Raw genomic sequence first — 24,071 nt, forward strand, 5'->3', positions numbered from 1 at the left:
TAAGATGAGCTCATCTTCCTGCCGAGGCCAACCCTATGAACAAACCCATCGTCATCATCGGCGGCGCATCGCTGGACACCATCATTCAGCTCGATGCCCTGCCAACCCCAAAACCGCAAACCCTGTGGCCCCGGAGCAGCTACAGATCCGTGGGCAGTACCGGTGCCGGCAAGGCGCTGAACCTTGCAGCGCTGGGGCGCAGGGTGTTCCTGCATTCGCTACTGGGGCGGGACACGGAAGCCGATCAGGTGCGCCACGCCCTGAAAAAGCCTGGCATCGAACTGCTTGCTGAAATCACCGACACACCGACAGAGCAGCACGTAAACCTGATGGACCCTCACGGCGGGCGGGTTTCCCTGTTTGTGCAGCCACCGGCTGACCCAAATGCAGTGGATTGGGTACCGGTGGCGTCCGTGATCGCAGACAGTGAGCTGGTGGTGGTCAACATCCTGAGTTACACCAAGCCTGCGCTGGCAGTGGCGATACAGGCAGATAAGCCGATATGGACCGACCTGCACGACTACGACGGTCGAAACCCCCACCATCAGCCCTTTATCGATGCCGCGAATGTGATTTTCCTGTCCAGCGACAACCTGCCGGATTATCGCAGTTTCATGAAAAAGATGATCGATGATGGCAAGGAGTTGGTGGTATGCACCCATGGTGCAGAAGGCGCGAGCCTGTTTAGCCGGGACGAGGGATGGCTGGAACAGCCCGCGCTTCCGGTCAGCGGGGTGCAGGATACCAATGGGGCTGGTGACGCCTTTTTCAGTGGCTTTCTGTGCGGCCACCTTGGCGGCGAAAATCTGCAAACGTGTCTTCAGCTTGGGGCGGTCTGTGGCGCGCTCTGCGTGACCTCGCGGTCACTGGCTTCGGAAAACCTGAGCCTTCAACAACTTCATGACCATTTACGTGAAGGCGGCTGGTAGTTTTTCAGAGCGGATACCAGAGCGTCGGGCTGGTCTTCCACGATCACCATGTCGGCATACTCCGGTTTCAGGAAGCCGGCGCCAGACATCGTGCGGATGAAGGCCAGCAGCTCATTGTAGTAACCATCCACGTTGTAAAATGCACAAGGCTTACTGTGGTAACCAAGTTGACCCCAGGTCCAGGCCTCGAAGATTTCATCCATAGTGCCCGGCCCGCCGGGTAGCGCCACAAAAGCGTCGGCCATATCTGCCATCAGCGCCTTGCGCTCGTGCATGCTGCTCACCACATCCAGGCGGGTCAGGCCCTGATGGGCCAGCTCGCGGTCGCGAAGAGATTCGGGTATAACACCGTAAACGTCCCGGCCGCCGGCCAGTACGGCATCGGCAACCACGCCCATCAGGCCCACCTTGCCACCCCCGAACACAAGATCCATACCCTGGCTGGCCATATACTGCCCAAACGCTCCGGCGGCTTGGGCAAAACGTTCGTCATTTCCCCGGCTGGAGCCACAGAAGACAGCAATTTTCATGACGGAGTCCTATAACGCGTTCGTGGTTTGATCGGATGAGTAATATACTCTCAGATAGTGGCCAAGGACCGCCAGCGTCTTAAATTGGAACAATCGACAAGCACAAAATAGGGCCATCACCATTAAGCTGTTCAACACCCTCAAAAGCCGACTGATCCTTCTGTTCGGTGGGCTGATACTCGCCACCACCGCCGTTGGTACCTGGCTCGCTTCCAATCTGGCGGTAGAGGAATTGCGCAAGTCCACCAGCCGAAACCTTCAGGAAGTGGCCGTGCAGCTGAGGGACAAAATCGAGATTGATCTCCACGAGCGCTACAGCGACCTGAGCATTGCCGCCGCCATCGCCAGTCAATCCATTGCTGGCGATCAAGCCGTCAGTGTACCGTCTCTCCTCAACGCACTTCAGGACACCTTCCCGAGCTACGCCTGGATCGGGCTGGTATCCCCGGAGGGCACCGTCATTACCAGCACAGACAACCTGCTACAGGGTGTGAACGTTTCAGCACGCCCCTGGTTTCGTGAAGCCTCCAAAGGACCGTTCCTCGGAGACGCTCACCTCGCGGTGTTACTGGAATCGAAGCTCGATAATCCATCCTCAACTCCACTGCGGTTTGTGGATATTGCTGTGCCGCTGTTTCGGCAAGATGGCGACCTGATGGGCGTTCTTGGTGCGCACCTTTACCTGGACTGGGTGGCGTCCATTGGCCAGTCCTTGCTGGCCCCGCTGCAGGAACGCCTGCAGGCAGAACTCGTCGTGGCCGATCACCAAGGCACCATCCTGATTGGGCCAACAGGCAGCGTAGGTAAAGCCATATCGGATTCACTGGCGGATGTGGCAAGCCGCAACCCATCCGGCTACGTGACGGATTCGATGGTCGCTGACGGGGGCCCCAATGAACAGACAGAGTACCTGATCGGTTTCAGCCGCCTGCGTGATCGTGAGGAATACGCCAGTTTCGACTGGCGGGTGTTGGTACGAAAGCCCGCTAAAGAGGCTTTTGCTCCGGCCAATAATCTTCGCCAGACGTTGATAGCCACGGGTTTTGTTATCTCGCTTATCCTGATCCTGTTTGCATCTCTCGCCGCCCGCTGGATTACCCGGCCCTTGCTCAAGATGACCGAGGAAGCCAGAAACCTGGACCCGGATCAACCTTCCACTCTGATAAAGCAAAGAGACGACTACAAGGAGGTGAAAACACTATCCTCCACTCTCAGATACCTGATCCTGAGCCTGACCGAAAAAACCCGGGAGATGAACGAACTCAATACCACCCTGGAATATCGTGTCGAGGAGCGAACGCGGGAACTGGAGAACACCAACACCCTGCTGGAGGATGAGATTGTACAGAGGGACGCCATGCGCAGGGAGCGAGAAGCGCTGATTCAAAAGCTCGAGGAAACCGTTCGTACCGACGCCCTCACGGGCCTGAAGAACCGGAGGCATTATTTTGAGCTGGGACAGACGGCCGTCAAAAAAGCCGTCCGTTCAGGGTCGCCATTGTCTGCGATCATGTTCGACGCAGACCATTTCAAGAAGGTGAACGACACTCACGGCCACGGCGTGGGCGACAAGGCACTGGTCCACCTCAGCAAGCTGGCACTTGAAGCGCTCCGGGATATCGACGTTGTTGCCCGTGTAGGTGGAGAGGAGTTTGCAGTGCTTCTGGAGAACACGGACGAGGCGGGCGCAGAAGAAGTCGCCGAACGCCTGAGATACCTCATTGAGAACAACCCGCTGCCGCTTGAGAGAGGTCACTTGCCCTTGACGATCAGTGCGGGCGTTGCCACCTTCTGGCCGGACAAGTCCGATAATCTGGATACCCTGCTACTCTACGCCGACCGGGCGCTGTACCAGGCCAAGGCTGGCGGTCGAAACCGGGTTTGCCTCTATTCTACGATTCAGCACACCGCCCGCGACTGACGTTTCGCAACCAACACGGAACCGTTTTCCATGAAGACCGTTTTTTCCCCACTGCACAATCGTCGTACCGCCATGACTGAACTGGACGGTGGCATTCTTATTGCGCCCCACGAGAAACCGTCCCGGGCGGAAACCATACTGGGCCGGGTCAAACAGGAACAACTGGGTGACGTGCTTCCGCCAGACGACTTCGGCCTTGAGCCGATTCTGCGCGTGCATACGCCGGATTACGTGAGTTTCCTCCAGACCTGCTGGGAGGATTGGGAAGCCGAGTGTAAACCCGGAGAGGCCATTCCCGCCGTCTGGCCGGGCCGGGGTATGCGAGCGAGGGTACCGAAAGACATCGACGGCCGCCTGGGTTACTACAGCTTTGCCGCCGAAACCTCTATCACCGAGGGCACCTGGGACGCCGCCTGCGCCTCGGCAAACGTCGCACTGACCGCTCAGGCGCTGGTGGCCAACGGGGAGCCTGCCGCGTTTGCACTGTGCCGTCCACCTGGACATCATGCCCATGCCGACCTGTTCGGAGGCTACTGCTTTTTCAATAACGCAGCTATTTCTGCCCAGGCATTTCGCGACCAGGGCGCCAAACGCGTGGCAATACTGGACGTCGACTTCCATCACGGCAACGGCACCCAGGCCATTTTCTACCAGCGCAATGATGTACTGACCATCAGCCTCCACGGCGACCCGGACCTGGTGTTTCCTCATTTCCTGGGGTTTGAGGATGAAACCGGAGAAGGTGACGGGGAAGGCTATAACCAGAATCTGGTTTATCCTCCTGGCACGCCCTTCAAGGTCTGGCGCGAAGGCCTGGAAACCGCATGCCGGCGAATTGCAGAATACCAACCCGATGCACTGGTGATCGCCCTGGGGGTGGACACGTTCGAGGAGGACCCGATTTCCTTCTTCAAGCTGACGTCTGCGGACTACCTGTTGATGGGGGAGCGGCTGGCGAAACTGAACCTGCCGACCCTGTTTACCATGGAAGGCGGCTACGATGTGGACGCCATTGGCGTGAACGTGGTGAACGTACTGAAAGGCTTTGAACGCGGCCGGCTATGAGTCGGGCTCGTTCAATTTGGCGAAGGCTTCGGGATAACGTTGCTTCATCCGTGCCAGCCGGAAGATGGTGATGAAATTAGTCACCACCACCATCCCTTCCGCCAGCGTACCACCAACGGAACCAATGAGCAGGTTGTTCAGCATCCAGCAGATCGCAGCCGCCGCCAGCGTTAACCGCATGGGAATGCCGCGCAGCATGAACATGCCGACGGTGCCAAACATCGCCGCGCCAATGGCGAAGAAGTCGACGGGCGTGCGCCAGGTCAATGCCGCTGCCACTATGTTTACCGCAAGCACCGCCAGCATGACTTTCCAGTTACCCAGGTATCGCCGGGCCAGCATGATGCGGCCGATCACCAACAAACTCAGCACCGCCGCCGTCCAACTGCCGAACAGGGCAAACTGAAGTGCGAAGGCCACATTCGCGGAGATCAGCAACACCATCAAGCGGTCGTCCCGCTTGCTGGCAAAGCCGACAATGCAGAAGCCCAGCGCGACCAGGCTGACCATCTGGCCCGCCATCTCAGTCAGACTCATCCCCTCAAACATCAAGAGCAGGTCTGCCTGGCATTCGGTTTCCGCGGCGAACCCGGATCACCGCCTGCGATAATCCGGGTCGGTCCAGCACTGGGGCAGGGATTCCCCGGACGGGAAATTCAGGCCCGCTTTTTCGAAAAACTCCGGGTCCTGGGCTTCTTCACCAAAATGCAGGCTACCCTCAACGGTCGATTCGTTAGGATCAAACAGCGTTTTGGTATCCAACACCTCGATCATGTGTCCGGTCGATTTTTCGGCGAGAAACATAAAGCCCTCCCGGGTTTCCCCTGTTGGTGTGTGATGCTATCTAGCTCGCTAATTCAATCTTCCTGAAGTCGAGTGTATTCTCTTTGGGCGAACCTTCAATGCCCATCACCTCAGCGCGACGTTTCGTGACAATGTATACGAAGCAGCCGAAGTAGAGCGCAATCACCAGGGCGCCCACCCATTGAATGCGCAGGAAGTCGAGCTGGAACAGCAGCGTCAGGCCGCACATCACAATCAGGTTGCCGAAATAATATTTCCACTGGCCCAGTCGGCTTGCCGTCAGGTTGAGGTTGTCGGTGTACAGCCGGATCAGCGAATCCAGTGAGTTGATCACCATCAGGATACCCACCGTGATCATGGCGATGTTGATATAGCTGGCAATGTTCAGGCCTTCCGCGTGGTAGTGGTAAAGCACCGAAAACCAGGTACCGATCGCGATGGACGGAAACACCAGCATGGAGATCATCAACTGCCAGGTGCGCAGACCACTGACAAAACGTGCCGTGAACTGGCCGATCATGATGCTCCAGGAGAACCACCAGAACAGGTAAAACTCGTGGTAGTCGTTCAGCGGCAGCATAAAGTGATGCAGGTTAGCGAAGTACTCCCCGATCAAGCCTGCGGTGCCAAAGAAGTCACCCACACTGCCATTGCCGGTAAGGAAAGCCCGGCCCCACATTACCGCGATCAGCGCGATGAACAGCCAACTGGAGCCCAGGCTGAGTATGCGAACGTATTTGATTTTACTACTGGAATAGACTGCCGCCGCAATCGCCGCGAAGACGATCAGATAGAAAGTGGGTACGACTGTTTCGCCATCACCAATTTCCGGCAGATACCAGGGCAGGTTGACCAGCAACAGGAACGCAGTGAACGCGCAGGTGCCTATGATCACCACATTGTTGACCACTCGTACCAGCGGTATGTCGAAGAACTTCACCCGAGGCTCGATCACACAGAAGTAAAAGCAGGTAAGGAAGTAGAACCCCCAGATCAGAAAGGCCCAGAACCCGAACTCAATAGCCAGTGGGTTGGCGAAGCCGTATTCGGGGCTTTCCGTCAGGTTGCCGTAGCCGGCAAATTCCGTCAGCGGAAACATGATCAGGCCGACGTCCAGGCCCGAAGTAAACAGAATGGCGATAAACGTGAAGGTGCGCACCGGCGTCACGCCGATGACTTTCAGGTCCCACCATTTGAACAGGATCAGCGCGACGGCTGCGAAGGTGAAGATCAGGCCTGTGGATAACCAGAGTGTCATACACACCTCCAGTTTCTGGCGTTACTTATTATATAGGACAACATGGGTGTTCCTCCTCTACTTTGAAGCACATGCTCATTCGAATCGGACACAAACCCCCGCGTTGACGGGTCAACACTTAACTATCGCGCGCTCAGAACGGCACGATTATCGCGCCGCAGCGACGATAGGTAAGTCCTGATGGTTTGCATAACAACCGGCGGCGAATTCGCCGCCGGGACAGGTACTAGGCGATCTCGCGGCTGGCCCCTCCGGGGCGCTGGCGATCCTGCCATTGCTCGTCCATCGCCACCGGGGCGTCGGACGGATTCAGTGGCGCCAAGCCACGAATAAGGTCAGCAGCACGCTCTGCCACCATGATGGTGGGAGCATTCAGGTTACCGTTGGGAATGGTGGGGAAAATGGACGAGTCCACTACCCGCAGGCCGGTGAGGCCATGAACCCGTGTATCGGGCCCTACCACCGCCTGGTCATCCACACCCATCTTGCAGGTGCAGGAAGGGTGATAGGCGCTTTCCACCGCCTGGCGGACAAAGGCGTCTATTTCCTCGTCACTCTGCACATCAACGCCGGGCTGGATTTCGGAGCCTCGATAGGCGTCCATCGCCGGCTGGCTGACAATCTCACGGGTCAGGCGCACGCAATCACGGAAGCCTTCGCGGTCATCCTCGTGCTGCAGGTAGTTGAACTGGATGCGCGGCGGCTGGCGCGGGTCGTCTGACTGCACAGTTACCGAACCACGGCTCTTGGGCTTGTTGTGGCCGATATGCAGCTGGAAGCCGTCGCCATCGAAGGCTTCCTTGCCGTCGTAGCGCATGGCCGCTGGCAAAAAGTGATATTGCAGATCCGGCCACTCGACGCCCGCCTTGGAGCGGATAAAGCCGCAGGACTCAAAGTGATTGGTGGCACCCAGGCCGTCTTTCTTAAGCAACCAGCGAACACCGATCTTGAGCTTGTTCCACCAGTCGAGCTTGCCATTGAGAGAGACCGGCTGCTTGCAGCGGAACTGGAAATAAAACTCCAGGTGATCCTGCAGGTTGCCGCCCACACCGGGCAGTTCGTGATTGACGGCGATTTCAGCATGCTCCAGCACCTGACGGTTGCCAATGCCGGAAAGCTGCAAAAGGTGGGGCGAACCAATAGAGCCCGCGGACAGGATCACTTCCTCTGACGCCGTAACGTCCACCAGCTTGCCGTCTTTTTCGTAGCGCACACCGGTGGCCTGTTTGCCCTTCAGCAACACCTTGTGCACCAGCGCGTGGGTGACCACGGTCAGATTGTCCCGCGCCATGGCGGGGCGCAGGTAAGCGTTGGCGGTAGACCAGCGGCGGCCATTTTTGACCGTCATGTGCATGGCGCCGAAACCTTCCTGGCGCTCGCCGTTGTAATCGTCGGTGGCGAAGTAGCCGGCATTCACTCCGGCATCCACAAAGGCCTTGTAGAGCGGGTTCTGCATGTTATTGCCATTATTCACACCGAGCGGACCCTGATCACCACGATAGTCATCAGCGCCAAAGGCCCAGGTTTCCGCCTTCTTGAAATAGGGCAGGCAGTGGCGATAGTCCCAGCCGTCGGCGCCGTGTTCCTGCCATTCATCAAAATCACGGGCATGGCCACGCACATAAACCATGCCGTTGATGGAAGACGAACCACCCAGCACCTTGCCCCTGGGACAATGCATGCGGCGATTATCCAGATAGGGCTCCGGCTCGGTTTCGAACTGCCAAGCGTATTTTTTGGTGTTCATGGGGATGGACAGCGCTGTGGGCATCTGGATAAAGATGCTCTTGTCGCTGCCGCCGGTTTCCAGCAGCAGCACCCTGTGGCGGCCATCTTCGGTAAGCCGGTTGGCCAACACACAGCCTGCAGACCCCGCGCCTACAATGATGTAATCGTAGTTCACTTCTTTCATACGCAACTCCTGACAACCCGCTTAAAATGGGCTGTCTATGTCCTCCATTCCCACGTACACCGCCTTCAGCTGGGTGTAGTGGTCGAGCGTGACGCGGCCGTTTTCACGGCCGACACCGGAGAGTTTGTAGCCACCCACAGGCATCTCGGCGGGCGACGCTCCGTAACTGTTAATCCAGCAGATACCCGCTTCAATGCGGTGAATAACGCGGTGCGCTCGGCGGATGTCGCTGGTGAATACTCCGGCAGCAAGACCAGTTTCGGTGTTGTTGGCACGTCCGATGACTTCCTCCTCATCGGAGAAGGTCAGTACCGACATCACTGGCCCGAAAATCTCTTCGCGGCAAATAGTCATGTCATCTTTGCAATCGGTGAAGATGGTAGGCTCCACGAAATATCCACCGGGCGCGGACGCCGGCTTTGCAGCTTTGCCGCCGTGGCTGAGGGTGGCGCCTTCTGCGATGCCCTTCTCGATATAGTCCAGCACCAGCTGCTGATGCTTCTGCGAGATCAATGCGCCAAAGTTGGTGTCCGGATCAGTGGGATCACCCATACGGATGTTGTTCAGGGTCCGCTCCAGCAAGCGGTCCATGAATTCGGAATAGACGTCTTCGTGGACAAACACGCGAGTCCCGTTCGTGCAAACCTCGCCCTGGGTATAGAAGTTACCCAACATGGCAGCGGAAACGGCGTTATCGATGTCCGCATCGTCGAAGATGATCAGTGGTGATTTGCCGCCCAATTCCATGGTGACGTCTTTCAGCGTGGAGGCGGCAGCGGTCATTACCTTCCGGCCCGTGCCCACTTCCCCGGTGAACGACACTTTGGCGATGTCCGGGCTATGGGTCAGCCAGGCACCCACATCGCCCGCGCCTTGTACGACGTTGAATACGCCTGCTGGCACACCGGCTTCGACGAAGATCTCCGCCAACTTGAGCGCCCCCATGGGCGTTTCCTCGGACGGTTTGAAAATCATGCTGTTGCCGGTCGCCAGGGCCGGAGCAGACTTCCAGCACGCGATCTGTAGTGGGTAGTTCCAGGCACCAATACCGGCACACACTCCCAGAGGCTCACGACGGGTGTAATAAAAATCTCCGCCCAGATCCTGCTGATTGCCTTCAACGGAAGGCGCCAAACCTGCGAAATACTCCAGAGTGTCAGCACCGGTTACCACATCCACTACCTGGGCTTCCTGCCAGGGTTTGCCGGTGTCCTTCACTTCCAGAGCGGCCAGTTCGTCATTACGCTCCCGCAGCAACGCCACAGCGCGCTGGAGGATACGGCCTCGCTGGACTCCGGTCATGGCAGACCAGACCTTGAAGCCGGCCTGGGCGCTGTCTATCGCGGCCTTTTGGACAGCCTCATCGGCGATTTCCATTTCATAGATCACGTCGCCCGTGGCCGGATTCACAACCGGGAAGGTTTCACCGGTGGCGTTGGCCATTGGCTGACCGTGAATAAAGTTCTGGTAACGAGGTAATGCAGTCATGGGGTTCAAACCTGATCGGGTGAATTCGTTGACGGATTGAGTGCGTTCAATGCAAATCGCTTACACAGTGTTTCCGCGGCCGCGAAGCCTTCCTGAGGGTCAGTGCTCAGGGCACTGCGCAACCAGAAGCCATCGATCATCGCCGCCATCTGGCGGGCGGCTTCAGTGGCCGCCTGTTTGGGCAAGCGCCGGGCGAAGGAGTATCGCAAATTGCTGTACAGCCGGGCGTTATTGATCTGCTGCAGGCGCTGTAACCCAGGCTCATGCATGGAGCGGGCCCAGAAACTCAGCCAGGTCTTTGCCGCCAGATCGGTGCGCTGGAACTTGGAAAAATTGGCCTCTACGATGCACTGGAGGCGTTGTTCCGGCGACCCATCGGTGCGAGCCATCCGTTCCCGCAGTTCCTTCCCCAACTGGTCCAGCAAATATCGCAGCGCAGCTTCGATCAGCCCCTGCTTACCGCCGAAATAGTGGCTGATGATGCCCGACGACATACCCGCACGACGGCTGATGGAGATGATGGTGGTGTTCTGCAGCCCCAGCTCGGCAATGGACGCCATGGTGGCATCAATCAACTGCTGCTTTCGGGTGTCTTTCACGCCAACAATCGGCATTGCGCTTCCAGTCCGTTTTATTAATTGAACGTTCAATTAAAATAAAGTGTACAGAAAGTAATCGACCTCTTCAACCTGGCCTCCCCGTCTACTTTTGCGACGCCCATAAAAAAGCCCCGCTCTCCGGAAACCGGGCGGCGGGGCTGGAAAACACGAACTGGTTAGGGGTCAGCCGTGTGTGAACCTGGTTTCAGGCGGGAGGTTCAGGCCGCGTCTTCGTCACTCTCGCTCTCATCAACGGAGTTTCGAATCAAGAAGTCGAACGCGCTCAGGGCGGCTTTAGAGCCTTCGCCCATAGAAATCACGATCTGCTTGTAGGGCACCGTGGTGACATCACCTGCGGCAAACACACCCGGAATGGAGGTTTCACCCCGCTCGTCGACAATGATCTCGCCGTGTTGGCTCAACTCGATATCACCCTTCAGCCACTCGGTGTTGGGCACCAGGCCGATCTGAACGAACACGCCTTCCAGCGACACATGGTGACTTTCTCCGGTTGTGCGGTCGGTATACTGCAGGCCGTTTACCTTACCGTCTTCGCCCGTAATTTCAGTCGTCTGGCCCGATGTGACAATTTCCACATTCTTCAAGCTGCGCAGTTTTTTCTGCAGCACATCGTCCGCTCGCATTTCCGCACCGAACTCAATCAGAGTCACATGGCCAACAATACCGGCCAGATCAATGGCCGCTTCCACGCCAGAGTTTCCGCCGCCAATCACCGCGACGCGTTTACCCTTGAACAACGGGCCGTCGCAGTGCGGGCAATAGGCCACACCTTTGTTGCGGTATTCCTCTTCGCCTGGCACACCCATCTGGCGCCAGCGGGCACCGGTGGACAGAACCAACGTGCGACCTTTCAACGAGGCACCATTGGCCAACCGTACTTCGTGGTAACCACCCTTTCGAGCCGCCGGAATCAGTTTTTCAGCGCGCTGCAGATTCATAATATCCACGTCGTATTCCTTGACGTGCTGCTCCATGGCAGCCACCAGCTTGGGGCCTTCTGTGTAGGGCACGGAGATCAGGTTCTCAATGCCCATGGTGTCCGCCACCTGGCCGCCGAAGCGTTCAGCCGCAATACCGGTAGAGATGCCCTTCCGCGCGGCATAGATAGCCGCAGAGGAACCCGACGGGCCGCCTCCGATGATCAATACTTCGAACGGGTCTTTCTGCTTGAGCTTCTCAGCGTCGCGGGCCTCAGCACCGGTATCTACCTTTGCGATAATCTGTTCAAGAGTCATGCGACCCTGGCCAAACGGCTTGCCATTGAGATACACGCTGGGCACGGCCATGACCTCACGCTGCTCCACTTCGTCCTGGAACAGGGCACCGTCAATGGCGGTGTGCTTGATCTTAGGATTCAGCACACTCATCAGGTTCAGCGCCTGAACCACGTCCGGACAGTTCTGGCACGACAGCGAGAAATAGGTTTCAAACTCAAACTCGCCGTCGAGATCTTTCACCTGATCAATCACGTCCTGACTGGCCTTGGGCGGATGGCCACCTACCTGCAACAGCGCCAGCACAAAGGAGGTAAACTCATGCCCCATGGGGATGCCGGCGAATCGCACGCCAATGTCGCTGCCAACACGATTGATGGCAAATGACGGGCGACGTACTTGCTCTGACTCTTCCGTGCGCAGGCTGATCTTGTCAGACATGGGCTCGAGCTCGTCCAGCAACTGTTTCAATTCCTGGGACTTCTCGCTGTCGTCATAAGCCGCAACCAACTCGATCGGCTGTTGCAGCTTGTCCATATAGGCGTTTAACTGCTCCTTGATACTGGCATCCAACATGCTCTTTTTTCCCCTTTGGATAGCGTAAAACTGAATGTGCGAACTCGGTTTGAGTCGTGAATCGAATATACGTAAACGATACGGACTGGCCTGTCACAGCTCAAATTAATTGATCCAAAGTATTTGATAGGCCCTTGCTATTCGACTCAATAAATCAATTGGATAGGCACAAAAAAGGCCCGCAGAGCGGGCCTTTTGCAGGTTTCACTGTTACCGAAACCTTAGATCTTGCCAACCAGGTCCAGTGACGGAGTCAGAGTCGCTTCGCCTTCTTTCCACTTGGCTGGGCACACTTCGCCAGGATGGTTACGAACGTACTGGGCCGCTTTTACCTTGCGCAGCAGGTCATCAGCGTCACGGCCGATACCTTCGGCAGTGATTTCCATGGCCTGAATAACGCCGTCCGGGTCGATCAGGAAGGTAGCGCGGTCTGCCAGGCCCTGGCCTTCACGCATCACACCGAAGTTGTTGGTGATGGTGCCGGTCTGGTCGCCTACCATGAAGTAGTTGATCTTGCCGATAGTCTCGGAGCTGCTGTGCCACGCCTTGTGGGTGAAGTGCGTATCGGTGGATACGGAAAATACTTCCACACCCAGCTTCTGCAGCTCTTCGTATTTGTCGGCAACGTCGCCCAGTTCAGTCGGGCAAACGAAGGTGAAATCGGCCGGGTAGAAGAAAAATACTGACCACTTGCCTTTTACGTCGGCTTCGGAAATTTCAACAAACTCGCCGCTCTTGAAGGCGGTGGCGTTGAACGGCTTAATTTCGCTGTTAATCATACCCATAGTAGATATCTCCAGTTGGTTGAGTTTAGGCATTGGCTAACGTGAGTTGCTAAGGTATTGATTTGATCAAAAACATTCAAATTGATTGTTTTTAGTCGTTCGATAGGAAACCGCTATTTAGTTTTGGGAAGGCTGCAGGAAAAGACTAATCCGTGTTATCGGGCTCGAAAGCGCCCTTATGAAAGTCGATGGCCGTGTCCACTTCTTCCATGCCGCAGACCCTTGGTTCCGTCAACGTGCCTCCGACCAGTGCCTGAAGCACTGCGTGCACGCCATGAGACAACGATTCGGTATTGTAACCGCCCTCAAGTACCATGACCAGCCGGCCTTTACAGTGCTTGTCCGCGATCTCCTGCACAATGCCCGTCATGGCCGCGAAGCCTTCGTAGGACACATTGAGCGCCAGGTCGTACCAATGGGCATCAAAGCCGGCGGAGACCAGTACCAGGTCCGGTTTGAAATAGTCTGCGGCGGGTACCAGTATCTCCCGCAAGGCTTTCAGGTAAGCTACATCCCCCGCGCCACCGGGCATGGGCACGTTAATGGTGGTGCCCTCGCCCAAGCCGGCGCCTACGTCGGTTAACGCGCCACTGCCCGGGTAAAATGGTGCGGCCCGGTGAATATCAAAAAACATGGTGTCCGGATCAGCCCAGAAGATGTCCTGGGTACCATTGCCATGGTGGGCGTCCCAATCAACGATCAATACCCGTTCACAGCCCAGCTCAGCCTGCGCGTGTGCGGCCGCGACGGCCACATTATTGAAAAGACAGAATCCCCTTGCACGTACTGGTTCGGCATGGTGGCCTGGCGGCCTGACCATTGCGAAGGCGCTGTTCGTGCGGCCCTCAACCACCGCTTCTACCGCAGCGATTGCGGTACCTGCAGCCACTTCGGCCGCTTCAACACTGCCCGGTGAAACGGCTGTGGTATCCACATCCAGCCACGCACTTTCGTCCCGCAATGAAAATATGTCGTCCAGAAAGGAAGTCGTATGAACCCGGCTCAACTGATCCGGCGTTGCCGCCTTACCAGGCTCGATCCGAACCCCGGGGATGGGCTCACGGGCGAGCAAGTCCATGATCGCAGTCATACGGCCTGGATGCTCCGGGTACTTCCACTGCACATTAAGGCCCGACAGAATGGAGCGTACCCGTTTGTCCAGGCGACCAGGCAGGAAATCCATGTTGGTATCAGGGTGATGGGCCAGCACCCGTTCATCATAAAAGACCGTGACGTCCCGTTGTTGTACCAAGGCGATGCGCTCCTCTGCCGGCCCTTTGCTCAAGCATAGTCTTATCAGGGCAAATCACAACGTTACTCACAACCGCCAACGCATTGGATGCGAGTGTTCGAGCACTCCAGCATCATCCCAGTCATTCCAGCCGGTAAAGGGAATTGGCGAGTCCTGTTCAATCCTCGACAACCGGCGCGCCCACCGGTCTTTCAGTGCCTCCAGATGGTCCCGGAACGCGTCCTCCTCCTGATAGCTGATGCCGCCACCCTGCACCCCATAGCTTACGTGCGGCGCAAGCACGTCATAACCCACGTAATACAGCGAAGAATGAATCGGCCACAGCCACTCCACCATATTGCCGGCACGGCCAAACGGCATGAACGCCTGTTCCGGCGAACCTGAGGTCACAGAGCACATCGCCTGTTTCCCGCGGAAATAGCCGCGATCGTAACGCATGCTTCCTGAATAAAGCCCACCATAGACCAGTACCCGGTCAAACCAACCCTTCAGCATCGCGGGTTGCGAATGCCACCACAACGGAAACTGGAAAATCACCAGGTCAGCCCACTCCAGCCGAGCGATCTCTCGCTGCACGTCCCCAGGCAACGCATTGGCGTCATAATGAGCCCTCTGCTCCGTCAGCGGAGCAAAATAGCGCTCATCTTGCCCCTTGTCATACCACGACGAACGCTCCACCGGATCAAAACCTTCCCCATAAAGGTCGTCTATTTCTACATCATGCCCCGCCAGATTCAGGGTTTTTGTAGCCACATCCACCAAACCACCACTGAATGACCGCCGTTCCGGGTGGGCCAGAATCATCAGTACCTTCATGCCTGAACTCTCCTTCGTGTTTCGGTGAATTCAGACTAACTCCACCAAAAACGAACATGTATTCCAAAAAAATGAGAGTTGTGCTTGCACTTATGAACAATACCTTCGATGGAGCCTCGGCAAAGCGGAGTTTTACCAATGAGACGCCAATCAAATTAATGTTGCGGATGATTAACTATCCTTAATCAACTAACATTAAACCGTGCACGATGCATGTGATGTGTGTGAAGAACGCCTGATTCGCGTTCCGTATCGTTGTCCAGTCACTTAAACAGGGAACGTTGTATGCGACATTCTCCAAAGGCGCTGAAGGCGTTCTTTCTGGTGTGTTTTTGCTTTTTTTCTACCGTTTCTCACGCTGCGCTGGTTGATATCGACCAGGATGACGGTGTGATTTATTTCACTTTTTCTGCCCCGAATAAAGTCGTCCGCTACGACATGGTGTCGCAATCCATGCTGTCGGAGATTTCCCTCAATAACGTACCTGCTGCAGCAGACATTCAGGGCAACAATCTGTATGTGGCCTATCGGCGTAGCGCCTACGCGATCGATCTCGATTCGCAGACACCGGCTTTCATTGCTAATACCGGCGAAGACATGACGGCACTCCATGCGGTAGGCAATGCCCTTTACCTGGTACAGGGTTTCGACAGGATCATGGCACGGGACCTGTCAGATTACTCGTTGATAGAAGAAAAAACGTTTTATGAACGGGGCACCGGTTCCGTCGCATCATCGTCAGCGCTGTATTACCGTTCGCTCGGCGTTTCACCGTCGGATATCCACAAGATTCCTCTCAACGCTGGTGGCATAATAGGTAATGAGCAGGACAGCCCCGCCCACGGGGATTATCCCAGTGCCAGTCAACTTTACCTGTTCCCGGATGAAAGTCGCGTACTCGACAATCAGGGCATCCTTTATTTCGCCAACGACCTGACCTACGCCGGCAGCCTTGCTGGCGCGTTTGACGATATGACTTTCTGGCAGGGCGACCTGCTGGTGCTCCGTGGCAATACCGTTCATCAATACAACAACGCCATGCTGGAAGTGGCTCAGATGGGCCTCAACCAGCAACCTATGAAAATTGCCAGCTACGGTGACGCTGTCTTTGCTTTCTACGAGAACAGCAGTCAGATCGGTGTTGAAGTATTGGACCTCGACAGTCTTGCCACGCCATCGCCAGGCGAGCCCCCCAATCCGGAAACTTCGGATTTCATCCCGGATTTCATCGAGTTCGACAGCCAGGAAGGCCTGTTGTATCTGGCCGACCGGAAGACACTGGCCATTCACATCTGGTCGGCGGAAACGCAAACCTATGTTGACAGCATCGGCCTGCTGAACCCACCCACGTGGATGACGTATTCCCCAGCCCATGGGCGACTTTACCTGGGCTACACCGGTGGAAAGATCAGCCAGATAGTCGTGTCCACCGGGACACTTCAGGAAACTCCGTTCACCAACCTGCCACAAAGTGTTCTGGGTCTGGAATCCGCAGGCGATTATCTCTTTGCGGTGGATGCCTCCGGTGCCTGGGAGCGGTTCTACAGCTTTGACGCATCCGGAACAATGGTGGACTCCGTTGAATGGCGGCACGCCAGCTCAGAATACCTATGGAATCCTGTCACCGAGCGTATCTATCACTTCCGGTCCGGAACATCGCCCAATGACATTGAATGGTCCGAGCTGAGCTCAACCACCGGGCTTTTGGGCAGCAAGGGCGACTCCCCCTATCACAGCAGCGGCTACGCAGCCGCACCATTGCACTTCGACCCTGCAGGCCAATTGCTGCTGACCGGCGGAGGCAAGCTCCACGACGCCTATTCCCTCGCCGAACTCAACTATCTGTCCAATGAAATAACAGACGCCGCCTGGACGGGAGATACCCTCCACACCATTGCAGCAGTTGATGGCAATGCCGTGCTGCAAACCTGGTCCGACAACTACGAGCTCCTTGAAGAGAACTCTATATTCGATGCCCTGGACACCCGTATTCTGGCCTATGGCGCCCACCTGGTGGCGATTGAAATGGCCGCAAGCGGGGGGCCTGACATCTCAGTACTCGATTTCACAGCGGACACTGACGACGACGGGCTGTTTGACCTCGAAGATAACTGCCCCAACACCGCCAATGCCAATCAAGACAATCATGATGGCGATGAGTTTGGCGACGCCTGTGACAATGATTCCGACAACGACGGCATCCCCGACACAGACGAACTCGCAGTGGGACTGGATCCCTTTGACAGTGCCGATGCCCAGGAAGACCTGGACGCAGACGGTTACAGCAATCTGAGCGAGTACCTCAACGGTACATCCATGACCGATGAGGAGGATTATCCTGCAGGGGATCCCAACCGCGATTCCGATGGAGACGGCCTGCCAGACTCGCTGGAAGACCAGTATCTGGCGCTCGACCCATACAATCCCGATGATGCGTCCCAGGACTATGACGGTGACGGCGCCACGAACGCCTCAGAAGTCGCCTCCGGGTACAACCCGGACGTTTCCGACGACTTTCCCACCCACAATACGATGGACTTTTTCCCCTTGGGGGACATCACCTGGGTTTTCTCCGACCCATCGGATGGCTACCAGTTCCGAAGCGAATCCATAAGCGGCGCAGGTATGTTCAAGTTCATTTTCCCCAATGGCGATGACCGCCTGGTACGTCGTACTACTGGCGTCTATCTGCTTGAAAGCCGGTTTGTTGATTCGGAAGGAGATCGAATTCGAATCACCTACGGGGATGGTCTGCTAATGATCCCCAGCTCGCTTGAGCTGGGCACGAGTGTCACTTCACGTGCCACCCTCTCCAGCTACATCAATGGCCGGCAGGGCAATCAGGTCAATTTCACCACAACCATTGAATTGATTGAGGAGTCCACAACCAGCGTAGACGGGGAGCCGCGTGCCGTGTTGGTCACACTCAGAAAAACCCGTATCACCATGGATGGACAGCTTCTGGACAATACTATTGAATTTGAGGCCTTTGCGGAGGGTGTGGGGCGGATCTACAGCTCCCTTGATCCAGACGCTGAGCTGTCGGCCTACAACGTCCAGCAAGTGGACAACTCCGTTGCCTCCGGCTCGGCCTCTGACGACTCATCGTCCGGCGGTGGAGGCGGAGGTAGCATGTCCTGGCCGTTATTGGCCCTGCTGTTAATGATGGGATGGGGTCGGCGCCGGCTCAGCACCAACTAGCCACCGTAAACATCACTCATCCTTTTTAGGAGGTGACCACAAGGGCACCTCCTCACGGCTGGGCGGTTCCCAGTCCTGCTGCATAACATCACCGAGGGTGTGCTCCAGCTTCATGAACAGCTCACCGTAACGTGGGCTGAAGCGGATACCCTCCTCGATTTCCTTCCAGGCGTCGAACAGTTCGTCCTCGTGTGACTTCTCATTATTGATAAACGCCCAGGTCATCTGTCGAGACCGCAATGGGTGAACGCCAAACGCGGTCAGCGCATGCCCCCCAAGCTCCACTGCCGAGTGGTAGGTTTCGCTGACAACGTCGTCAGCGCCCGCCTGGCGCAACTGGTAGCCATGGCCCCGGTCGAACGCCCGTGCCAGTACCCAGACGCCGGGGTAGTGTTGTTTGACATGGTGCACCAGGGCCACGGCTCGATCCCGGTCGTCAATCGCAACCACGAGCAAGCGCGCGTGGGCGATGCCCGCCGTTTCCAGTAACCCCGTATGGCTGGCGTCACCGAAATAGCTTTTGATGTTGATACGTCGCAGGTTTTCGATCTGATCCAGGGCCAGGTCCAGCGCGACAATGGGAATCTTGTTGGCGCGCAACAACCGGCACACAATCTGGCCAAATCGTCCAACTCCGGCCACGATCACTGGCGCCTGCTCCTCGATCACATCGGCTTCCCGCTGCTCATTGCGGGCTTCACGATATCGCGGCAAGATCAGCCGGTCGTAGGCAATAAACAACAGCGGCGTCAGGAACATGGACAGCGCCACCACCAATCCCAGAAGCTGGGCGATGTCCGCGGGGATCACACTGTTCTGCATGCTGTAGGTCAGCAGCACGAAGCCGAATTCGCCGGCCTGGGCCAGCCCGAGGGTGAACAGCCAGCCATCGCGGCCCCGCAGCCCGAATAACAATGCCAGGAGCAGCAGAATTGCTGCCTTGACCAGGATAACCGCCAGCGCCAATGTGATCACTGTGCCCCATTGCGCCGCCAGCACCTCAAAGTTGATACCGGCACCCACCGTGATGAAAAACAACCCGAGCAGTAGCCCTTTGAAGGGCTCGATGTTGGCCACGAGTTCGTGACGGAACTCGCTGTTGGCCAGCACCACACCGGCGAGGAAGGCCCCGAGCGCCGGCGACAGATTGACAACGCTCATCAGCGCGGCAATACCGATCACCAGCATTAACGCGGTGGCTGTAAAAACCTCCCGCATACCGGACTGAACCACGTAGCGAAACAGGGGCCGGCTCAGGTAATGACCGCCGACGATCACCGTAGTCACAGAGCCGATCACCACCAGGGCGTGAGCCCAGCCCGGCAGATGCGCCACCAGGCTGAAACCGCCCTGGTGCCCGGGGTCCGTCGCCCCAACGCCCGCCAGTTCGGATATCGCCAGCAGGGGAATCACCGCCAGCATGGGAATGACCGCAATATCCTGGAACAACAGCACCGAGAAAGCGCCCCGGCCACCCTCGGTTTTGCTGAGCCCTTTTTCGTTCAGGGTCTGCAGAACAATGGCGGTGGAAGACAGCGAGAAGATAAGGCCAACGGCGACGGTCGTCTGCCATTGCAGCCCCATCCACCAGGCAATCGCCATTCCGGCAGCGGAGGTGAGCACCACTTGCAGGCCGCCCAGGCCCAGCAAACGAATCCGCATGGCCCAGAGGGATTTCGGGTCCAGCTCCATGCCCACCAGAAACAGCATCATGACCACACCAAACTCGGCAAAATGCTGAATGGTTGCGGTTTCCTGGCCCACCAGCCCCGTCACCGGCCCGATGACGACACCGGCCACCAGATACCCCAACACCGACCCCAAACCCAGGCGCTTCGCCAATGGCACCGCGACAACAGCGGCGGTCAGATAGATAAACGCCTGGATAAAGTATTCGGTCATTACGGCCCCATCAGGTCAGCGAAGGATAAACACCCTGATACTAGCTGGATTCCCCCGTGTTGCCATCAACCGGAACCGCAAACCGCTGGGACGCAGGACTGTTAATGACGCCTCCACTGCTGTTCAAGCAACGCACGCTCCTGGTTCGGCCCAACGGGGGGCGTGGCCATCATCCGGTCCAGTTCCTCGTCAAGCACACTGCCACCGCTCGCTGTCTGGTATACATCAGGTGCCAGGGAGGGCTCTGCTTCGGCAGTGGCCACCTGTTCCCAGGAACCCTCGCCAGTGCGACAGGCAATTTGCTCCGACGCGGACGTTTGCGTCTCCAGGCGGAACTGACGGCACCATTGGCCGGCCTGGCTCTGGAACGTCAGTCTCGGCGTCAGGCTTGCCTGGTCATTAACCTGGTAAACCTCGCCACTGGGCTGGCTATCCAGAACGTTCGCCACCGCGGGCGACATCGGATCGCCGTCCGTTGCCACCGTCAGCCATTGCGTCAGCGCCACCCCCGCGATGATAGCGGCGGCGATCGCTTTACCCGTGTGGCCGGGCAGCCTGCGCCACCACGGAAAGGTGACCACATTGTCCTGCGCGGGCGCAGCACTCCGGGAGGCCTTTTCCTCCAGCATTTGGGTAATTGATGCCTGCATGGGACGGTCATCGATCGAGCCGTAATGGGCCTGTAGTTCGGCATCCACGGACGCCATCTCGGCCAGTCGATCTGCCAGCGTTGGATCCTTCTCAATCTGGTCCCGAACCGCTTCCATCTCCGCGTCGGTCAGTTCGTTATCGAGGAAAGCCGACAGGGTTTCATCAGTCATCTTCATGAATCGGTCCTCATGGTTACAGGCGCCAGGGCCTCGCTTAATGCCGCCCTGGCTCGGGCCAGCCGGCTCATCACCGTACCCTTGGGCACTTCCAGAATCTCAGCCACGATTTTGTAGGGCATGCCCTGGATTGCCACCAGGGAGATAATCTGGCGTTGGTCCTGTGGCAGTCTTGCCATCGCAGCGTCCACCCGGTGCCATTCGATCTCTTTGGTGGTCTGGTGCTCGCCATTGATCACTTGGCCATCCGTCAACTCCGGATGTTCCGCGGCGTCCCGCCGAACCTTACGGGCGCGACACTCGTCTATCCAGACGTTACGGCAAACCCGGAATGCCCACTTGGTAAGATCGGCGTCGTCCGGCATGTCCCGGGTCAACAAACGCTCCACCGTATTCTGTAGCAGGTCGTCGGCGTCTGACAGGGAGCCGGTCAACGAGTAGGCGAATCGTCGGAGCCTTGGTAATAGTTCGGTGATTTCCTCTTTCATAGCCTTCCATTTCCAAAGGTGTTATCGGTAAAACGATCGGGAAACCGATTTATTCCATGAACGAAGGAATTTTTTTTCCACCGGGCCGTTGTATCGTATGACACACATCTTTAATCGGACGGGCACGATGAAACCTTTTCTCTTGAGACACTTGTTCCCTGCAATCGCTCTTTGCACGCTTTCCGCGCCGGCCTTGTCCATCGGTGTCGGTGACGTAACCAGCGGCCAGATAGATCCGATAACCCGCCAGGTTGAACAGAAGACACAGCGCATGGTGGAGCAGGCCATGGACCGTCGCCTTGAGAAGCAGATCAACACACAGGCCACAGAGCTCATGGAACCGCTCGAAGCGTTACCATCGGTCCTTCCCATTCTCACGCGTCAGGGACAGAAAGCGTTCAATGATATCCAACTGGACGACGGTTTCCGTGCCGTGGAAGGTCAGTGGCTGGTAACCGGTACCGCTGCGGAACTCGCCCGCCTTGACCAGCCGGGGATCACAATTCTCGAACGCCGAGAGCTGACCGGCCTGGGTATGACCGTGGTGCGGTTCCGGGTCACTGCCGAGCTGGATTCCCATAATGCCCTACAGGACGCCCTACCAGAACTCGCGGATCGGCTGGACCGCAACCATATCTATGCTCCGCAAACGGGTGCGAAAGAGCCCCTGTCAGAGACCAAAATGCCACAGTGGCGTAGCCTCTGCACCGCCCCGGTTCGCGTTGGAATGGTGGATACGTCGATTGCCACAGACCATCGGGTATTTGAAAGTGCACACGTTGTGCAGGAGCGTTTTCTGGCATTGGCGGAAGTGGACGGAACACTGACTGAGCCGGCAGTTCACGGCACGGCCGTCGCCAGCCTGCTGGTGGGAAACCGGCCTGGGCAATGGCCTGCCCGGCTGCCGCAGGCTACGATCTTCAATGCCTCGGTGTTCTATGACCGGGATCGCACCCTCTCAGGCGCCACACTTGGCCATTTACTGGAGGGCCTGAACTGGCTGGCCGGTCAGGATTTGTCGGTTATCAACATCAGCCTGACCGGCCCGGACAACCAGCTTCTCGCCGCGGCGGTGAGCCGCCTCAGGGAGCGCGGCGTGCTGATGGTTGCGGCGGTAGGCAATCAAGGGCCCTCTGCCCCGCCATTATATCCGGCCGCCTACACAGAAGTGATCGGTGTGACGGCGGCTGATAGTTCCGGAAAGCTCTACCGCTGGGCCAATCGGGGTGAACAGGTGATGTTTGCCAGCAACGGCGTCGCCGTTCCGGTAGCACACCCTGATGCCGGCATGGTTGCAGACAGCGGCACCTCGCTGGCGTCGCCGGTGGTTGCCGCTGCACTGGCCTGCCAACGTAATGAACTTTCGGAAGACAGGGCCGTTGGTGCCCTGATCAATGCCGCGAAGGATCTTGGCCGTCCTGGCCGGGACACCGAATTCGGTCACGGCTTTCTGGATTTCTGACTGCCGGGTTTCAGAAATCCGCCCTGAGCGTCACCCCCGCCACCGTCTTGTCGTAATCCGCAGAATCCACGTTCGAGGTGTACTGGCCCCAGGAAACACTGGGCTCAACACTGAACACCTCGTTGAGTCCAATCCGCCAGCTGGCCTCCAGAATACGGGCTTTGTCCGCCCGCTCATTGCTTGAGCGTTCGGTAAGGTCACCGGTCAGAGGGTCCGTCAGAACCGGGCTGGTACTGGTGACCATCACCTCTTCATACTCCCTGTCCTCATAACGCCAGCCAAACCGCAGGCGGTTTTCCTCGCCGGCCAGGGTAAACCGATGCACCAACGCTACCCGAACGCGAAGCAGGTCATTGTCGTAGGCTTTCGCTTCCGCATCTTCGCGATCACCGTCGAGACCGAGTAGAAAGTGGCTCTGGGCCTGGTTGAAAAAGAAGAATGCATCCAGACTGGCGCCTTTTATCTCGGCATCCCGCGCATCACTGTCATCAAATTCCTTGCGCTTGTCCTGCAGGCTGCCCCGCAGATAGACGTCCTCCGCGAGCAGGCTGCCCAGGTAGACACTGGCACGCCGGAAATCGAGGAACGGGTCTGACCCCAGGGTTGCGTGGGAATAGTAATAACTGGAGCCAACGGTGACCGGGTCGAAGTCATAACTGACATCGGCCGAGAGCAGGTGAATGTTCTGATCGAACTCATCAAGGTTCTGGTACCGTCTGCCCGACAGCGAGTAGCCGAGTGTCACGTTTAATCGCTCGGTGGGTTTCAGGATGCCTTCCAGACCGGCGTCGAAAACCCAGGCCTGATCGCTCTCATCGGCGGACGTGTTCAGTTCATCCACGGTCACGTTGCTGTCGTGCTCATAACCGCCTTCAAGGTAACCGTTCGCTGACGCTTTCTCCTGCGCCTGAACCATCAATGCCGGTGACGCCAGGCCAATGGCCAGGGGCAAGGTCAAAATACGTTGAATCAACTGCATGTCTGCTCCTTTCACTTGGGCGTCCAAAAGAAAGCCGGGCCC

At 57.3% G+C, this 24,071-nt stretch carries 20 protein-coding genes; 5 read left to right on the plus strand and 15 right to left on the minus strand.

The features are described from left to right. Window positions 1-35 precede the first annotated feature (35 nt). Window positions 36-929, plus strand: coding sequence for a carbohydrate kinase family protein (locus AC0B60_RS04045; protein ID WP_465084229.1), 894 nt, complete (start codon window positions 36-38; stop codon window positions 927-929). Here AC0B60_RS04045 and AC0B60_RS04050 read toward each other — a convergent pair. Further along, on the minus strand, window positions 899-1,459 hold the full coding sequence (locus AC0B60_RS04050) for an LOG family protein (RefSeq protein WP_465084231.1): 561 nt from the start codon (window positions 1,457-1,459) through the stop codon (window positions 899-901). The two genes, AC0B60_RS04045 and AC0B60_RS04050, sit on opposite strands and share 31 nt — an antisense overlap. Before the next feature lie 232 nt (window positions 1,460-1,691). Here AC0B60_RS04050 and AC0B60_RS04055 point away from each other — a divergent pair, with 232 nt between their 5' ends. After that, complete coding sequence (locus AC0B60_RS04055; protein WP_465084233.1) at window positions 1,692-3,380, plus strand: sensor domain-containing diguanylate cyclase; 1,689 nt, start codon at window positions 1,692-1,694, stop codon at window positions 3,378-3,380. A gap of 30 nt (window positions 3,381-3,410) precedes the next feature. Further along, a complete protein-coding gene (locus AC0B60_RS04060) occupies window positions 3,411-4,445 on the plus strand; it encodes a histone deacetylase family protein (RefSeq protein WP_465084235.1) in 1,035 nt (344 codons plus the stop codon). On the opposite strand, the gene AC0B60_RS04065 is transcribed toward AC0B60_RS04060, so the two are convergent. From AC0B60_RS04065 to AC0B60_RS04110, 10 genes are all read right to left on the minus strand, one after another. Beyond that, complete coding sequence (locus AC0B60_RS04065) at window positions 4,440-4,994, minus strand: YgjV family protein (protein WP_465084237.1); 555 nt, start codon at window positions 4,992-4,994, stop codon at window positions 4,440-4,442. The genes AC0B60_RS04060 and AC0B60_RS04065 overlap by 6 nt on opposite strands. Window positions 4,995-5,039: 45 nt before the next feature. Further along, the gene (locus AC0B60_RS04070; RefSeq protein WP_465084239.1) at window positions 5,040-5,249 is read right to left on the minus strand and encodes an acetyltransferase; all 210 of its coding nucleotides are present in this window, start codon (window positions 5,247-5,249) and stop codon (window positions 5,040-5,042) included. Window positions 5,250-5,289: 40 nt separating this feature from the next. Continuing rightward, window positions 5,290-6,507 (minus strand): BCCT family transporter, encoded by a 1,218-nt coding sequence (locus AC0B60_RS04075; protein ID WP_465084241.1) that lies wholly within the window; start codon window positions 6,505-6,507, stop codon window positions 5,290-5,292. A gap of 226 nt (window positions 6,508-6,733) precedes the next feature. Then, a complete protein-coding gene (gene betA / locus AC0B60_RS04080) occupies window positions 6,734-8,419 on the minus strand; it encodes a choline dehydrogenase (protein WP_465084243.1) in 1,686 nt (561 codons plus the stop codon). A 21-nt stretch (window positions 8,420-8,440) separates the two neighbouring features. Next, window positions 8,441-9,907 (minus strand): betaine-aldehyde dehydrogenase, encoded by a 1,467-nt coding sequence (gene betB, locus AC0B60_RS04085; protein WP_465084244.1) that lies wholly within the window; start codon window positions 9,905-9,907, stop codon window positions 8,441-8,443. Window positions 9,908-9,912: 5 nt separating this feature from the next. Next, window positions 9,913-10,521, minus strand: a complete 609-nt coding sequence (gene betI, locus AC0B60_RS04090) for a transcriptional regulator BetI (protein WP_465084246.1) — start codon at window positions 10,519-10,521, stop codon at window positions 9,913-9,915. Between the two features lie 203 nt (window positions 10,522-10,724). Then, window positions 10,725-12,317 carry an alkyl hydroperoxide reductase subunit F gene (ahpF, locus tag AC0B60_RS04095; protein WP_465084248.1) on the minus strand — a complete coding sequence of 531 codons (1,593 nt, stop codon included), beginning with the start codon at window positions 12,315-12,317 and terminating at the stop codon, window positions 10,725-10,727. Window positions 12,318-12,538: 221 nt separating this feature from the next. Continuing rightward, window positions 12,539-13,102, minus strand: coding sequence for an alkyl hydroperoxide reductase subunit C (gene ahpC / locus AC0B60_RS04100; protein WP_465084250.1), 564 nt, complete (start codon window positions 13,100-13,102; stop codon window positions 12,539-12,541). Between the two features lie 145 nt (window positions 13,103-13,247). Further along, complete coding sequence (locus AC0B60_RS04105; RefSeq protein WP_465084252.1) at window positions 13,248-14,354, minus strand: histone deacetylase family protein; 1,107 nt, start codon at window positions 14,352-14,354, stop codon at window positions 13,248-13,250. Window positions 14,355-14,420: 66 nt separating this feature from the next. Beyond that, window positions 14,421-15,170, minus strand: coding sequence for an NAD(P)H-dependent oxidoreductase (locus AC0B60_RS04110; protein WP_465084254.1), 750 nt, complete (start codon window positions 15,168-15,170; stop codon window positions 14,421-14,423). 285 nt (window positions 15,171-15,455) lie between these two features. On the opposite strand from AC0B60_RS04110, the gene AC0B60_RS04115 reads away from it, so the two are divergent. Beyond that, window positions 15,456-18,371, plus strand: coding sequence for a YncE family protein (locus AC0B60_RS04115; RefSeq protein ID WP_465084256.1), 2,916 nt, complete (start codon window positions 15,456-15,458; stop codon window positions 18,369-18,371). 12 nt (window positions 18,372-18,383) lie between these two features. Here AC0B60_RS04115 and AC0B60_RS04120 read toward each other — a convergent pair whose 3' ends face one another. From AC0B60_RS04120 to AC0B60_RS04130, 3 genes are all read right to left on the minus strand, one after another. After that, window positions 18,384-20,273 (minus strand): monovalent cation:proton antiporter-2 (CPA2) family protein, encoded by a 1,890-nt coding sequence (locus AC0B60_RS04120; RefSeq protein ID WP_465084258.1) that lies wholly within the window; start codon window positions 20,271-20,273, stop codon window positions 18,384-18,386. A gap of 101 nt (window positions 20,274-20,374) precedes the next feature. After that, window positions 20,375-21,100 (minus strand): hypothetical protein, encoded by a 726-nt coding sequence (locus AC0B60_RS04125; protein ID WP_465084261.1) that lies wholly within the window; start codon window positions 21,098-21,100, stop codon window positions 20,375-20,377. Next, complete coding sequence (locus AC0B60_RS04130; protein ID WP_041332886.1) at window positions 21,097-21,588, minus strand: RNA polymerase sigma factor; 492 nt, start codon at window positions 21,586-21,588, stop codon at window positions 21,097-21,099. The genes AC0B60_RS04125 and AC0B60_RS04130 overlap by 4 nt, the downstream gene beginning before the upstream one ends. 127 nt (window positions 21,589-21,715) lie before the next feature. Here AC0B60_RS04130 and AC0B60_RS04135 point away from each other — a divergent pair, with 127 nt between their 5' ends. Next, a complete protein-coding gene (locus AC0B60_RS04135; protein WP_465084263.1) occupies window positions 21,716-23,050 on the plus strand; it encodes a S8 family serine peptidase in 1,335 nt (444 codons plus the stop codon). A 10-nt stretch (window positions 23,051-23,060) separates the two neighbouring features. Here AC0B60_RS04135 and AC0B60_RS04140 read toward each other — a convergent pair whose 3' ends face one another. Next, window positions 23,061-24,029, minus strand: a complete 969-nt coding sequence (locus AC0B60_RS04140; protein WP_465084265.1) for a surface lipoprotein assembly modifier — start codon at window positions 24,027-24,029, stop codon at window positions 23,061-23,063. Window positions 24,030-24,071 lie beyond the last annotated feature (42 nt).

The sequence above is a fragment of the Marinobacter sp. V34 genome, assembly GCF_055524115.1.

Coding starts and splice junctions, on each gene's coding strand:
- AC0B60_RS04045 (WP_465084229.1), top strand. CDS start 36: ATGAACAAACCCATCGTCATCATCGGCGGCGCATCGCTGGACACCATC.
- AC0B60_RS04050 (WP_465084231.1), bottom strand. CDS start 1,459: ATGAAAATTGCTGTCTTCTGTGGCTCCAGCCGGGGAAATGACGAACGT.
- AC0B60_RS04060 (WP_465084235.1), top strand. CDS start 3,411: ATGAAGACCGTTTTTTCCCCACTGCACAATCGTCGTACCGCCATGACT.
- AC0B60_RS04065 (WP_465084237.1), bottom strand. CDS start 4,994: ATGTTTGAGGGGATGAGTCTGACTGAGATGGCGGGCCAGATGGTCAGC.
- AC0B60_RS04070 (WP_465084239.1), bottom strand. CDS start 5,249: ATGTTTCTCGCCGAAAAATCGACCGGACACATGATCGAGGTGTTGGAT.
- AC0B60_RS04075 (WP_465084241.1), bottom strand. CDS start 6,507: ATGACACTCTGGTTATCCACAGGCCTGATCTTCACCTTCGCAGCCGTC.
- betA (WP_465084243.1), bottom strand. CDS start 8,419: ATGAAAGAAGTGAACTACGATTACATCATTGTAGGCGCGGGGTCTGCA.
- betB (WP_465084244.1), bottom strand. CDS start 9,907: ATGACTGCATTACCTCGTTACCAGAACTTTATTCACGGTCAGCCAATG.
- betI (WP_465084246.1), bottom strand. CDS start 10,521: ATGCCGATTGTTGGCGTGAAAGACACCCGAAAGCAGCAGTTGATTGAT.
- ahpF (WP_465084248.1), bottom strand. CDS start 12,317: ATGTTGGATGCCAGTATCAAGGAGCAGTTAAACGCCTATATGGACAAG.
- ahpC (WP_465084250.1), bottom strand. CDS start 13,102: ATGGGTATGATTAACAGCGAAATTAAGCCGTTCAACGCCACCGCCTTC.
- AC0B60_RS04110 (WP_465084254.1), bottom strand. CDS start 15,170: ATGAAGGTACTGATGATTCTGGCCCACCCGGAACGGCGGTCATTCAGT.
- AC0B60_RS04115 (WP_465084256.1), top strand. CDS start 15,456: ATGCGACATTCTCCAAAGGCGCTGAAGGCGTTCTTTCTGGTGTGTTTT.
- AC0B60_RS04120 (WP_465084258.1), bottom strand. CDS start 20,273: ATGACCGAATACTTTATCCAGGCGTTTATCTATCTGACCGCCGCTGTT.
- AC0B60_RS04125 (WP_465084261.1), bottom strand. CDS start 21,100: ATGAAGATGACTGATGAAACCCTGTCGGCTTTCCTCGATAACGAACTG.
- AC0B60_RS04130 (WP_041332886.1), bottom strand. CDS start 21,588: ATGAAAGAGGAAATCACCGAACTATTACCAAGGCTCCGACGATTCGCC.
- AC0B60_RS04135 (WP_465084263.1), top strand. CDS start 21,716: ATGAAACCTTTTCTCTTGAGACACTTGTTCCCTGCAATCGCTCTTTGC.
- AC0B60_RS04140 (WP_465084265.1), bottom strand. CDS start 24,029: ATGCAGTTGATTCAACGTATTTTGACCTTGCCCCTGGCCATTGGCCTG.